This window comes from Streptomyces sp. x-80 (assembly GCF_046549095.1).
GTDB lineage: Bacteria > Actinomycetota > Actinomycetes > Streptomycetales > Streptomycetaceae > Streptomyces > Streptomyces celluloflavus.
This window is the reverse complement of sequence record NZ_JAJPWM010000039.1, coordinates 26,031-38,153: the sequence shown is the minus strand read 5'-3', so window position 1 is coordinate 38,153 and position 12,123 is coordinate 26,031. Positions and strand designations below refer to the sequence as shown.

Sequence of the window (12,123 nt, the reverse complement as noted above, 5' to 3'; positions counted from 1 at the left end):
ACGTCCTCGCCGAACGGGCGGCGCCCCTGGACCGCCTGGTGCCGCGCGCGCCCGACGATCTGGCCCTGGTGCTGTACACCTCGGGCACCACCGGCCGGCCCAAGGGCGCGATGATCACCCAGCTCAACCTGGTGATGAACGTCAGCACCACGATGCGCTCGCCGTTCGACCTCGGCCCCGACGACGTGCTGCTCGGCTGTCTGCCGCTGTTCCACACCTTCGGCCAGACCTGCGGTATGAGCGCCTGTTTCCTGGCCGGCGGCACCCTGGTGCTCATGAGCCGCTTCGACGGCCCCGGCGCGCTCGACCTCATGGTCACCGAGGGCTGCACGGTGTTCATGGGCGTCCCGACCATGTACCTGGCCCTCCTCGACGCCGCCGCCCACGACGCCCGCCGCCCCGCCCTCGACCGCGCCTTCTCCGGCGGTTCGGCGCTGCCGGTCAAGGTGCTGAACGACTTCCAGGAGGTCTACGGCTGCCCGATCTACGAGGGATACGGCCTCACCGAGACCTCACCGGTGGTGGCGTACAACCAGAAGGCGTGGCCACGCAAACCCGGCACCGTCGGGCACACCATCTGGGGCGTGGAGGCGGAGATCGCCGCCGCCGACATCGAGGACCGCATCGAGCTGCTGCCGGCCGGGGAGACCGGGGAGATCGTCATACGCGGCCACAACGTCATGGCCGGCTACCTCAACCAGCCGGAAGCCACCGCGGCCGTACTGGTCGACGGCTGGTTCCGCTCGGGCGATCTGGGGACGAAGGACGCCGACGGCTGCCTGACCATCGTCGACCGCAAGAAGGACATGGTGCTGCGCGGCGGCTACAACGTCTATCCGCGCGAAGTCGAGGACGTACTGATGCACCACCCGGCCATCGCCCAGGTGGCCGTCATCGGCGTCCCCGACGACAAGTACGGCGAAGAGGTGTGCGCCGTGGTGCGGACACGGCCGGGCACGGACCTGGACGCCCTGGCCCCGGACATCGTGGCCTGGAGCAGACAGCGGCTCGCCGCCCACAAGTACCCGCGCCTGGTGGAATTCGTCGACGACTTCCCCCTCGGACCGAGCGGCAAGATACTGAAGCGGGAACTCACCGCCCGCCTCACCGCCCGCCGCTGACCCGGCGCACGTCCCTGCGACCGGCACGGGCGCCCTTCCCGGCCCGGATCAGGAAGCAGGTCCGACCGCTCCGCCGAAGCACTGCGCGCCCGCGACGGCGACACCACCCACCCGGCCAAGAAGTGCCAAGAAGCACGACGGCCACGGCTTCGGGAACGCACGGAGCAACACCGACACCTGCGAAACCGTCACGCCTCCTTCGGCAGCGCGCGCAGGGTCGTCTGGGCCTTGAGGAGCATCTCCTCGTACTCGGCCTCCGGATCGGAACCGAGAACGATGGCACCCCCCGCGCCGATGGTCAGTTCACCGCCGTGACGGACAGCGGTGCGGATGGTGATGCTCAGATCCGCCGTGCCCGTATAGCCGACGAATCCGATGGCACCGGAGTAGACGCCACGGGCCTCACCCTCCAACTCGTCGATGATCTCCATGGTGCGCAGCTTCGGCGCCCCCGTCATGGACCCGCCGGGGAAACAGGCCCGGACCGCGTCCACGGCGGAACTGCCGTCGCGCAAAGTGCCGGTGACGGTGGAGACGAGCTGGTGCACGGTGGCGTAGGACTCCACCGCCATGAGCGAGGGGACGGTGACGGTGCCGATCTCGCATATCTGCCCGAGGTCGTTGCGGAGCAGGTCCACGATCATCAGGTTCTCGGCGCGCGACTTGGGGTCCGTCCGCAGGGCGTGGCGCGTGGCCTCGTCGGTGTCCGGGTCCGGGTGCCGGGGCGCCGTGCCCTTGATCGGCTTCGCCTCCACCGTGCGGGTGGCGTCCACCTTGAGGAACCGCTCGGGCGACGAGCTGAACACCGCGAGATCGCCCAGCCGCAGCAGCGCCGCGTAGGGCGCGGGGTTGAGCCGCCGCAGGCGCCGGTAGTAGGCGAGGTCGTCAGCCGGCGCGGGCAGATGCAGATTGGTGGTGAGGCAGATCTCGTAGCTCACGCCCTCGCGCAGCCTGCGGTCGCACTCCCGGATGTCCGCCAGGTACTGCGCGCGCGGGCGGGCCAGCCACGCCGCGGCGTCGTGCTGCTCGGGGAGCGGCGGGGCGGTGGCATCCGCGTGCGCGGCGGGGAGTTCGGCCAGGACGGGGACGACCGTCCTGATCCACTTCTGCGCGGCGTCGGCGTCCCGCTGCTCGCAGACGGCGACGACATACGTACGGTCCTCGGCATGGTCCACGGCGATGAAGCGGTCGGCCTGCAGCCACACGGCGTCCGGCGCCTTCGACGGGTGGGCGCGCCGGGCGCCGAGGTCGGCCTTCAGCTCGTAGCCGAAGTAGCCGACGTAACCGCCGGTGAAGTCGAAGGGCAGCTCCCCGGCGCCCTCGACCACGCGGCCGGTACGGCGGTCGAGCGCGTCGAAGACGCTGCCGTCCTCCCGGCGCGAGGTGCCGTCGGGGTGGTCCACGACGGTGTGCCCGTCCTCGACGCGGTAGGCCAGCATCTCCGCGCCCGGCTCATCGGCGGCTCCGAAGAACGAGAAGCGGGCCAGACCGGGTTCCACATGCGAACTGTCGAGCCAGAAGGCCCGGGTGCTCGTTCCGTACAGCGCCAGGTACGCGGCCTCCGCGTCCACGGCCCGGTCCAGGACGTCGTACTCCGCGCGCAGCCGCGGCCCTGACGCCTCCGGCGCCGCGACCGGTACGGGCACGGCGCCCGCCCGGCCCGCGTACGGACCCGTGCCACTGCCGCGGCCCGCCGGCGCCAGGTCCCGGAAGTTGGCCACGAGACGGGCGCCGTGCTCCGTGCATATCGACTCCGGGTGGAACTGCACGCCCCACCAGGGCCGTTCGCGATGGGCCAGGCCCATGATCACGCCGTCCTCGGCGCGCGCGGTGACCTCCAGGTGCGCGGGCACGGGTTCGGCGACGCTCAGGGAGTGGTAGCGCACGGCGGTGAAATCCTGCGGGATACCGGCGAAGAGACCCGTACCGCTGTGCCGGATCGTGGACAGGTAGCCGTGCCGGGGCTCCGGCGCGGGCACGACCTGCGCGCCCGCCAGCAGACCCACGCCCTGGTGCCCCAGACACACACCCAGGACCGGCAGCCCGGAGTTCTCCAGAACGTCGCGGGAGCGGCCGAAGTCGCGGGGGAGCGCCGGATGGCCGGGGCCCGGGGAGATGACCGCGGCGTCGAAGCCGTGCGGATCGAACCGGTCCCAGTCCTCGACGTCGTTGCGTACGACGACGGGAGCGACGCCGAGCACCTTCGCCAGCAACTGGTGCAGGTTGTAGGTGTAGGAGTCGTAGTTGTCGACGAGCAGGACGCGCATGGGTCAGCACCTTGGGTGGGGTAGTGGTCAGGAGGTTCGGGACGACACCGTTGACCAGTCGAAGGGGAGGGTGTCCAGGACGTCCAGCTCCTGGCAGAGCTGCCGCAACCCGCTGAAGTCCTGGAGGAGCCGCTTACCGCCGGAGGCGCCGCCGATCTCCCGCAGCATCTCCTCGCCCCCCTCCACGCCGAGCAGGTCCAGAATCCTCGCCCAGGTCGTGAAGTCGTGAGTGGCGAAGGCTTCCATCCCGTCGGCCAGCGCAGCGAGGAAGTAGTCGCGCTGCCCGGCGGAGAAGTGCCCCCACGCCTCCTGGGCGAGGGTGTCCGCGATCGAGGCGTGGCAGTACTCGTCACGCTGGTGCAGGACCGCCGTCATACGGTTCACCGGCTGAATCCCGTGGTTCTCGGCGACGAGGTCCAGGTGGGCGTTGACCGAGATCTCCGCGACCGTGGTGAAAGCGAGCGAGACCAGAGCCCGCTCCTCGTCCGTCCCGGCCGTGGCGAGCCGGTGCGCCTGCCTGCGCGCCTTGTACGCCAAGGGCAGCGCCGACTCCGGCATCCGCCAGCCGCGCTTGCGGCGCGTCACGGCACTGGCGTTGAGGTGCATCAGCGTGTGGTACTGCTCGTCGACCATGGCCTGGGTGACCGCGATCGTCATGGCCTCGCTGTCGATGCCCGTGTCGAAGACGTCCTGCGTGACCAGGGCGAAGCCCGGGTTCACCACATACTGCTCGATGTCCATGATGTTCTTGTTGAACGAGATCCAGCCCCAGGCGAGAACGCGCGCCTTCATCGCGTCGTCGAGCGCGAGATAGGTGGGGTGCTCGCGGAACGGCAGCAGAGTCTCCGGGAAGTCCGGCCGGTCCAGCTCGAAGAGGTCGTCCAGATTCGGCTCCTCCTGCTTGACCGTGGCACGCCGGTGCCAGTTGCCGGCGAGCCTGCTCAGGACGGCGTTCTCCACCGCATCGTGCGGATCGTGCTCCGGAGACGACCGCAGCCGCCGCGCCACGGTGAACGCACCGGGATCAGCTTCGTTGGGTATGTCATTCATGGCGACCTCGGTCCAGGTCAGAGCCGCCCGGCGCGCCTGGCGCCGGCCTTGGGCCTGCGGAATTCGATTTCCACGCCGAGCCCGCGGTGCGGCGGCACCACACCGGCCCGGGTCTCGGCGAGGGCGTTCTCGATGGACATGTGCCGCACCGCCGGCCGCGCGCGCTGAAGACTCAGCCGGTGGCCGAAGGACAAGTCGGAGCGGCACGGACGGAAGCGGCCGAAGAGCGCGAAGTCCGCGGAACAGCGGACGTCCGGCAGCGAAGTGCGCATCACGGACTGTCCAGGAATTTCCGGAGCGCCTGGACATCGCCCGGTTCCAAGGTGATCCCGAAGATCTCCTCGGGAGCGGAAAGCAGTTCGTCCTTGTCGAGTTCCCGGAAGGTCGCCGCCCTCCCGGGACGCAGCTCCGCCAGAGTGCTGCCGGCGAGGAGATGCCTCACTTCGGGCCGGGTGCGCTGCAGGACCATCCGGTGGTTGAACGGTGAGCGCGGATGCGTGAGGCAGAAGTGGTTGAGGATCTCGAAATCCGAGGGATGGCGCACGTCCAAGGTGAAGCCGTAGAGCTCGGCCGGACCCTCCGGCCCCAGGAACCGCAGGACATGTTCACCGGACGGCTCCCGTACGAGATCGAACGACCAGTCGCCGTCCAGCCGCGCGCTCTCCGCCAGCCGGATCGGCTCGTGCAGCCCGTGGGCACCGAAACTCACGTCGTAAAGCCAGCGTTCACCGTCGAGCTCCACACACAGAGCCACGTGCAGCGCCGGCCCCAACTTGTTCCCGGTCCGGATCCGCGTCCGGCCGGCGAACGCCGTGAACGTGAACCCGATGCGGTCGAGTACGGCCGCCGCCAGCACGACCTGCTCCAGACACCAGCCGCCGCGGCCCTGCCGCACGATCTTGTCCTGAACGCTGTCCAGGTCGAGCGGTACCACCGTGCGGCCGAACAGCGCGTCCAGGTTGTCGAAGGCGATCGCGTCGACATGGGCGGCGTGCAGACCGCGCAGCGTGGAGAGATCCGCGGCCACATCACCCCGGTAACCCACCCGGGCCAGATAGGCGTCCAGATCGACGCCGCCGCCCTGCCACACCGAATCCGCCATACGTTGCCCACCCTTCATGTGAACTGCCCGGCGACCATGCCCGCGAGAACGAGCCAGCCGAAATAGGTGTTGGAGACGAAGGCGTCCCAGCACGATTTCGGGTCGTCCAGGTCCACACGTACCAGCAGAGAGGACAGATAAATTCCCGCGAGCCCGACGACCAGGTAGAACGCCCACCCCATCGACACCAGCGCACCGGCCCACAGCACGCCCCCGACACTGATCGCGGCGAAGAGCGCCAGCCACGCCTTGGTGGCCTTGCCGAACAGCAGAGCAGAAGACTTGACCCCGATCTGACGGTCGTACTCCTTGTCCTGATGGGAGTAGATCGTGTCGTGAATCACGGTCCAGAAGGCCCCACCGGCATACAGGCCGCACACCGCGAGCGGATAGCCGGCGCTCCCGGTCGCCGCTGTCCAGCCGATCAGCGCGTAGACGCTCATCACCAGCGCCAGGAACGCCGAGGGCCAGAAGAAAATGCGCTTCATATAGGGGTACGCGACGATCAGCGGGTACGAGGCCGCGGCGACCAGGGCCGTCTCCACGTTCACCACCGCCAGGACCAGCAGCGCGACCACGGCCTGTGCGGCGGCGAACAGCAGCGCGTTCTTGACGCTGACCGTCCCCGAGGCGACAGGACGCGACACGGTGCGGGCCACCCGGGCGTCGACGTCCCTGTCGATCACGTCGTTGACCGCGCAGGCAGCGCCGCGCACCAGCACCGCAGCGATGGCGAGGAGCACCACCACCAGCGGGTCCGGCCGCCGTCCGGAGGACAGGGCGACGGCCCACAGCCCCGGAAGCAGGTAGAGCACGTACCCCGTGGGCCTGTCCAGGCGCATCAACAACAGATACGCGCGGACCGAAGCGGGGCTCTTCGTGACCACGCCGGCAGATATTTCGTGCAGCATCAGGACCCCATCACCATGTCACCGGAAGCTGGACCAACCCGCCGATCAGCGTGGTGAGGCGCAGCCTCAGCTCGTCCACACCGACAGCCAGACGCAGGGTCGGGAATCGCGCGACGAGCTGGGTGAGCACCACCTGCAGTTGCATCCGGGCCAGCGTCGCGCCGACGCAGTGGTACGCACCGTGCCCGAACGCGAGACTGCCCGTCGCATCGCGAGTGACATCGATGCGGTCGGGGTCGGCGAAGACCGCCTCGTCGTGGTTGGCCGCGATGATGTTCAGCAACACGAAGTCGCCGGTCCGGATGGTGACCCCGTCGATCTCGAAGTCCGTCAGCGCGTAACGGGGCATGCCGCCGTTGTGCGGATTCGGCATCGACATCCGCAGGGTCTCCTCGACCGCACCGGGGATGAGACCCGGGTCGCGCAGCAACGCCTGCCACTGCTCGGGATTGGCCAGCAACAGCGACACACAGGTGCCGATCCGGGCCACCGTGGTCTCATAACCACCGAACAGCAACAGCGCCGTCAGCCCGATGACCTCGTTGTCCTTGATCCCCTCGGTCGCGCAGATCCTGGAGATCGCGTCATCGCCCGGGTTCCGCCGCTTGTCAGCGACAAGCTGCCCGCAATAGGCGAACAACTCGGCCAGCCCCCGCTTGGACCTGACCGGGTCTCCGACGCCGGCGGCGTCCTGGGTCCAGCCGCCGAACCGGTCCTTGTCCTCCTGCGGCACGCCCAGCCACTCGCACATCACCTGGATCGGCAACGACAGCGCCAGCGCCTCGCGCAGATCCACCGGAGGCGTCCGGCCGGCCACCGTGTCCAGGAGTTGCCGGGACACCTCTTCCACGTAGGGCCGCAGCGCCAGCATCCGCTCGGGGGAGAAGTGCGGCTCCAGCAGCGCCCGCAACCGGGCGTGGTCGGTGGCGAAGTCGCCCAGCAGGCCGGCGAGAATCGCGGAACCGCTGTCCTTCGCCGCGGCCTGCGGATCAGGATTCGAGCGGCTGAGCCGGTCGTCGTCGAGCAACTGCCGCACCCAGGCATGACCGGTGACAAGCCACGCCTCGTCGCCCTCGGCGGTACGGACCCGATGGACCGCGCCCTGGGCCTGGAGCGTGCGCAGTGCCGGCGCGAGGTGCAGCACATTCGTCTGCTCGAAAGGCAGTTGAGTCGGGGTACTCACTGACGGCCTCCGCCGGAATCGAGGTTCGGACCACCGTGTCGAAGACGGTCGCGACGTACTGGGGACGGAAAGCCGCCCAGCGGCAGGTTGACCGGGTTCCGGGTCAGGGGCACGCAGCGGGCCCGCTCCCAGCGCTCGAACTCGCCGCGAATGACGGGCAATTCCGTGGATCGCGCCGTCTTCGGCGACATGAAGGCGCGGGGCCTGGTCGACGAGGTGCCGAGTGCGCTCATAGGGCTTCTCCTCCGGTCACGACGCCTTCCCTTTTACCGGTCAGAAGCTACGCGCATGGGGTTCGCGAATTGCACCACAGGAAATCACTGTGTGGCATTACCGGAATTTTTGCGATCATTCTGGCTGCCATCCTGGTGGGCAGCCCTGGACGTGTCAACGATGCGGCGTGCGCATCTTCCGGTTTAGGGAAAACCCCAAAGAGGACGGCACCGGGCCGGATTTGGGCTACGCTGCGGATTGGTGGCCGCTGGGCGGCACCCAAGGTCGTGCTTCGAGTCCGGCTGTCGAGCCGGCGTCCAACGGCGGATAAGGCTTTCCGAGAAGGACGCGGTTTCCACCGACTGGCGTGGACGCTCTGTTCGGCGACGCGCGCCAGACGTTCCGGCGCGGACGCCGTGGCGCGGAACGGAGCGAGACGAGTAGCGGTGAGCGGTTCTGCCGGCCGAGCAATATCACACAACGTCACTGATTATTGCCGAGAACGGCTCACGGATAGCTTGAGAGGTGGAATGGCCATGTCTGTTGATTCTGGGCAATTGCAGGAGGACAGGTCGTTCGATCCATACGGCGCGCATCGCGACGACCCGTATTCATTTCTGACCGGCATCGGAGAGAAAGAACCCGTTTTCTACGCCCCTTTGCTCGACGCCTGGTGCGTCACCCGCCGCGAGGACATCGTTGCCGTACTGCGCGACGACCAGAGCTTCTCGGCGCGCGACCACAATCCCCGCCCCTCGGTCGCGCTGCCCGAGGACGTGACGCGCATGCTGCGCACCTGGCGCGGTGCCGACGCGCTGGCCGTCGGCTCGCTCGACCCGCCCGAGCACACCAGGATCAAGGAAGTGCTCAACGTCGGGTTCACACCGGCCAGGGTCAGAGCATTCGAACCCACGATCCGCACGATCGCCACCGACCTCGTCGAGCGGGTGGCAACCGCGGAGGAGTTCGACTTCATCAAGGAGTTCGCGGTCCCGTACTCCCTCGAAGTGATCGGCCGACGCCTCGGAATTCCGGACGAGTACCTCGACCGCTGCCGCACATGGTCCGAGCAACGCATCGAACTCATGATGGTGCGAGGCCACACCGATTTCGACCAGCTGCGTGAATACGCCCGCGGCCTGATGGAGTTCGGAGCATTCGCCCGGTCACTCGTGCAGGAACGGCTGGCCTCACCGCAGGACGACCTGATCAGCGAACTGCTCCACGAGGGCAAGGCCGGCCGCACGCTCACCGCCGACGAGGCTTCCGTCATGATCCCCACACTGATCTTCGCGGGACACATGACCTGCGCCGAGGCGCTCGGCACCATCCTCTTCCAGCAGTTCCAGGCCCCCGGAGGCTGGGCCGCGGTGGCCGACGGGACGATCGCCACACGGGACCTCGTCGAGGAGGGGCTGCGGTTCGACAGCCCGCTGGCGGGCATGTACCGGACCGCGGTCAGTGACGTAGTGGTCGGCGACGTCCCCCTGGCCGCGGGGAGCCGGCTGCTTCTGCTGTACGGAGCGGCCGGCCGGGACAGCAACTCCTCCGCGTGTCCGGCCGCGTTCAGGCCGGGCAGCGGGTCCGCCTCGCATCTCGCGTTCGGGCACGGCATCCACTTCTGCCTCGGAGCCGGATTCGCCCGCTCGGAACTGGAGATCGCGATACAGGCCCTCGCCACCCGGATGCCGGGTCTGACGCTGGCACCGGGGCCGCTGCCGCATCACCGGCCGGTGTTCCCGCTCCGGGCATTGACCGAGTTGCGGGTGCGGCAGCGGTGACACGGAGACCAGGTCGTTTCTGACGGCCCTTGTACGGTGCCGTCCGCGCTTGTACCGCTGCTCGTTCCGCTCGGCGATGGTCGCCTTGCTGCCGCGGCGCCGCAGGCGGGCACGGTTGTCGCGGCCGAGCGAGCCGTGCCGCCGTGCAGGCGGCACGGCCGGCCCGGACCCCGCCGTCGAACGTGCGGGCCTGCCGGCACCGGCAGGGGGCCCGGAACAGCGTTCCGTCTCCAGCACGTTGGGGTGGTGTACCCGCGCGGGTACACCACCCCAACGTGCTGGAGACGGGCGAAGCTCGCGGCGCCGGCCGCTCTCCCGCGCGCACGGGGCAGGCCGGGTGCGGCAGAACCGGGAGCCTCGCTCGTCGCGCTTCGCTTCCTGCACAGGTGGGCTTCTCCGAGCCGGCCGAGCGGCGGCCGGCTGAAGATGCCCGGGGACGGCGCTCGCGGTCAGGCGCGGACCGCGGTCAGGAAGAGATAGCCGCTCTCCGGGACGGACCCGAACTTGCGCATGAAGTGGAGGAGTGAGGCGGCCTGTTCCTCGCCGACCAGTTCGGCCAGCTTGTCGCGGACGGTCTCCACGGCGTCGGCCATCAGCCCAAGAGTGCGGATGACGTTGTCGGTGATGTCGGTGATCTCCACGTCGACGAAACCGTTGTCGGCCAGCGCCTTGCGGTACTCGTCCACAGTGCCCAAGGAGCGCACCCCGTAGTGCTCGACGACATGGTCCAGGACCACGCGTCCCTCAGGAGTGATCGGGTCACGCTGGATGACGTCGGCGATGGCGAGGCGGCCCCCGGGACGCAGGACGCGGGCGGCCTCGGAGATCACCTGGCCCCGGTCGGGCATGTGCCACATCGACTCGAACGCCCAGGCCGCGTCGAACGAACCGTCGGGGAAGGGCATGTCCATCGCGTCCCCGAACTGGAACGTGGCCCGGTCGGCGAGCCCGGCCTCGGCCGCGAGCTTGGTGGCATCCGCCACCTGGATCCGGCTGACGGTGATGCCCACCACGTCCACGTCGGAAGTGCGGACGAGCCGCTGTGCGGGGTAGCCGATGCCGCAGCCGATGTCCAGGACCCGCTGGCCGGGCTGCGCGGCGAGACCCGAGATCATCAGGTCGGTCAGGCGGTCCGTGGCCTCTTCGACGGAGCTGTCGTCGGCGTCGTTCTCCCAGTAGCCGTAGTGGATGTTGGGGCCCCACGCGGAACCGTAGATCCGGCCGAACCCGTCATACACGTTGAGGACATCGCTGTGAGCGGGAGACTGATCGAGCGTCATGAAAAACTCCGTATCGTTGTGAAGGCGGCGGAAAGCCGCGACTCGCAGCCCTACCGGCCGGCGAAAACCCTGGTCGACCGCGATGGAACTCGGCGGTTACCTCGAAAGGCGGGCGGAAACCCGCCGCGCCGGGCTGGGCAACCCCAGCCCAGCGCCTGCCTGATTTTCCGCGTCTCTGCCCGCCCCTTGCTTACTTCAGCTCGAAGCGCAAGAAACCCAGCCGCGCGCCCCCGGCCTGCCACTCGGCGCCAAGTGCCCGGTTCGCCAGCAGAGATATCCTCAGCTGCCTGCGATCAACCGGCGAGAGACCGCTGTCGCTGTCCAGTACCGCCTCCGTCCAGGCGACACTCTCCTCCCAGAACGGCGCGGTTGCCGCCGTGGCGTCGACGTCATCGACCAATTCGAAACCCGCGGCCTCTGCGGCCTTCACATAGTCGAGCACCGTGGCAGGTTTCGTGTAAAAGTACTCGGCCCACACATCGGCCCCGTGCGGGCGCGTGATGAATAGTTCTTCGATGCACACACTCGCGCCCGGACGAAGCACGCGTGCCAGCCGCTCGAACCACAGCGGACGGTCGAAATATCCGCTGCTCTCGATCGCTACCGCCGCGTCGTAGGGGCCGCTGTCCAGGGGCAGCTGCTTCGCGTCGCTGACCAGTGCGCGGACCCTCCCGCCCACGCCGCATTCCCGCGCGAACCCCTCGACCACCGGCGCGTGCTCCGGCGCGTTGGTGACCGCCGTGACGTCGGCGCCGTACTCCTCCGCCCAGAAGAGCGAGCCCCCGCCGAGACCGCAGCCGACATCCAGGACCCTGCCCGACAGCCGCTGCTCGGCGTCCCAGATCTTGGCCGCATACCGCAGCAGATCCTCTTGATGACGCCGTATGCTGCCGCGAATATCATCCGGTGTCACATCGTCAGCACGCGGCGGCGCTTCGAAGGAAGGGTAATAACCTACGTGATAGTGAATCCTGGGACCAGGCCCGTACTTGCGGACAAGTTTGGCTGTTTTGTCGTCGTAGTACTGACCGACTATTTTCACCTCATCCTGAGGGTCCAGCGCTGCTTGAGGTGAACTTGAAAGCTCATCCAGATTCGACACGGGTCACTCCTCCAGAGCTCGGATGCTGACAACGTTGGCGAATGGCCTGCTTCGAACGTCAGGCTGCGCTCGCCACCATTTCGGCGAGGATTCCTGGTTCAGCAAGGATCACC

11 protein-coding genes are annotated in these 12,123 nt (G+C 68.5%); 2 read left to right on the top strand and 9 right to left on the bottom strand.

Annotated elements, in window-relative coordinates:
* Nucleotides 1-1,121: AMP-binding protein (locus ACLJWH_RS40080; protein WP_411146752.1), on the top strand; the 1,121-nt coding region annotated here is incomplete at its 5' end.
* Between the two features lie 188 nt (nucleotides 1,122-1,309).
* On the opposite strand, the gene pabB is transcribed toward ACLJWH_RS40080, so the two are convergent.
* Genes pabB through ACLJWH_RS40045 form a run of 7 tightly spaced genes read right to left on the bottom strand, consistent with a single transcriptional unit; the run spans nucleotide 1,310 to nucleotide 7,867 of the window.
* Nucleotides 1,310-3,388 (bottom strand): aminodeoxychorismate synthase component I, encoded by a 2,079-nt coding sequence (gene pabB, locus ACLJWH_RS40075; RefSeq protein ID WP_411146751.1) that lies wholly within the window; start codon nucleotides 3,386-3,388, stop codon nucleotides 1,310-1,312.
* Nucleotides 3,389-3,415: 27 nt separating this feature from the next.
* The gene (locus ACLJWH_RS40070) at nucleotides 3,416-4,438 is read right to left on the bottom strand and encodes an AurF N-oxygenase family protein (RefSeq protein WP_411146750.1); all 1,023 of its coding nucleotides are present in this window, start codon (nucleotides 4,436-4,438) and stop codon (nucleotides 3,416-3,418) included.
* A 17-nt stretch (nucleotides 4,439-4,455) separates the two neighbouring features.
* Complete coding sequence (locus tag ACLJWH_RS40065; protein WP_411146749.1) at nucleotides 4,456-4,710, bottom strand: hypothetical protein; 255 nt, start codon at nucleotides 4,708-4,710, stop codon at nucleotides 4,456-4,458.
* Entirely contained in the window at nucleotides 4,710-5,540 is an 831-nt protein-coding gene (locus ACLJWH_RS40060; RefSeq protein WP_411146748.1) for an arylamine N-acetyltransferase family protein, read from the bottom strand. The genes ACLJWH_RS40065 and ACLJWH_RS40060 overlap by 1 nt, the downstream gene beginning before the upstream one ends.
* A 14-nt stretch (nucleotides 5,541-5,554) precedes the next feature.
* Nucleotides 5,555-6,451 carry a 4-hydroxybenzoate octaprenyltransferase gene (locus tag ACLJWH_RS40055; protein WP_411146747.1) on the bottom strand — a complete coding sequence of 299 codons (897 nt, stop codon included), beginning with the start codon at nucleotides 6,449-6,451 and terminating at the stop codon, nucleotides 5,555-5,557.
* Nucleotides 6,452-6,461: 10 nt separating this feature from the next.
* A complete protein-coding gene (locus ACLJWH_RS40050) occupies nucleotides 6,462-7,634 on the bottom strand; it encodes a cytochrome P450 (RefSeq protein WP_411146746.1) in 1,173 nt (390 codons plus the stop codon).
* Nucleotides 7,631-7,867 (bottom strand): hypothetical protein, encoded by a 237-nt coding sequence (locus ACLJWH_RS40045; protein ID WP_411146745.1) that lies wholly within the window; start codon nucleotides 7,865-7,867, stop codon nucleotides 7,631-7,633. Before ACLJWH_RS40045 ends, ACLJWH_RS40050 begins: the two co-directional genes overlap by 4 nt.
* Nucleotides 7,868-8,383: 516 nt before the next feature.
* Between ACLJWH_RS40045 and ACLJWH_RS40040 the strand changes: the two genes are divergently transcribed.
* Nucleotides 8,384-9,628, top strand: a complete 1,245-nt coding sequence (locus tag ACLJWH_RS40040) for a cytochrome P450 (RefSeq protein WP_411146744.1) — start codon at nucleotides 8,384-8,386, stop codon at nucleotides 9,626-9,628.
* Between the two features lie 449 nt (nucleotides 9,629-10,077).
* On the opposite strand, the gene ACLJWH_RS40035 is transcribed toward ACLJWH_RS40040, so the two are convergent.
* Both ACLJWH_RS40035 and ACLJWH_RS40030 read right to left on the bottom strand, forming a co-directional pair.
* A complete protein-coding gene (locus tag ACLJWH_RS40035) occupies nucleotides 10,078-10,908 on the bottom strand; it encodes a methyltransferase domain-containing protein (protein WP_411146743.1) in 831 nt (276 codons plus the stop codon).
* 190 nt (nucleotides 10,909-11,098) lie between these two features.
* Entirely contained in the window at nucleotides 11,099-12,010 is a 912-nt protein-coding gene (locus ACLJWH_RS40030; protein ID WP_367428450.1) for an SAM-dependent methyltransferase, read from the bottom strand.
* Nucleotides 12,011-12,123 lie beyond the last annotated feature (113 nt).

What these genes read in the sequence shown, in the direction of transcription:
- pabB (WP_411146751.1), bottom strand. Translation starts at nt 3,388, where the DNA reads ATGCGCGTCCTGCTCGTCGACAACTACGACTCCTACACCTACAACCTG.
- ACLJWH_RS40070 (WP_411146750.1), bottom strand. Translation starts at nt 4,438, where the DNA reads ATGAATGACATACCCAACGAAGCTGATCCCGGTGCGTTCACCGTGGCG.
- ACLJWH_RS40065 (WP_411146749.1), bottom strand. Translation starts at nt 4,710, where the DNA reads ATGCGCACTTCGCTGCCGGACGTCCGCTGTTCCGCGGACTTCGCGCTC.
- ACLJWH_RS40060 (WP_411146748.1), bottom strand. Translation starts at nt 5,540, where the DNA reads ATGGCGGATTCGGTGTGGCAGGGCGGCGGCGTCGATCTGGACGCCTAT.
- ACLJWH_RS40055 (WP_411146747.1), bottom strand. Translation starts at nt 6,451, where the DNA reads ATGCTGCACGAAATATCTGCCGGCGTGGTCACGAAGAGCCCCGCTTCG.
- ACLJWH_RS40045 (WP_411146745.1), bottom strand. Translation starts at nt 7,867, where the DNA reads ATGAGCGCACTCGGCACCTCGTCGACCAGGCCCCGCGCCTTCATGTCG.
- ACLJWH_RS40040 (WP_411146744.1), top strand. Translation starts at nt 8,384, where the DNA reads ATGTCTGTTGATTCTGGGCAATTGCAGGAGGACAGGTCGTTCGATCCA.
- ACLJWH_RS40035 (WP_411146743.1), bottom strand. Translation starts at nt 10,908, where the DNA reads ATGACGCTCGATCAGTCTCCCGCTCACAGCGATGTCCTCAACGTGTAT.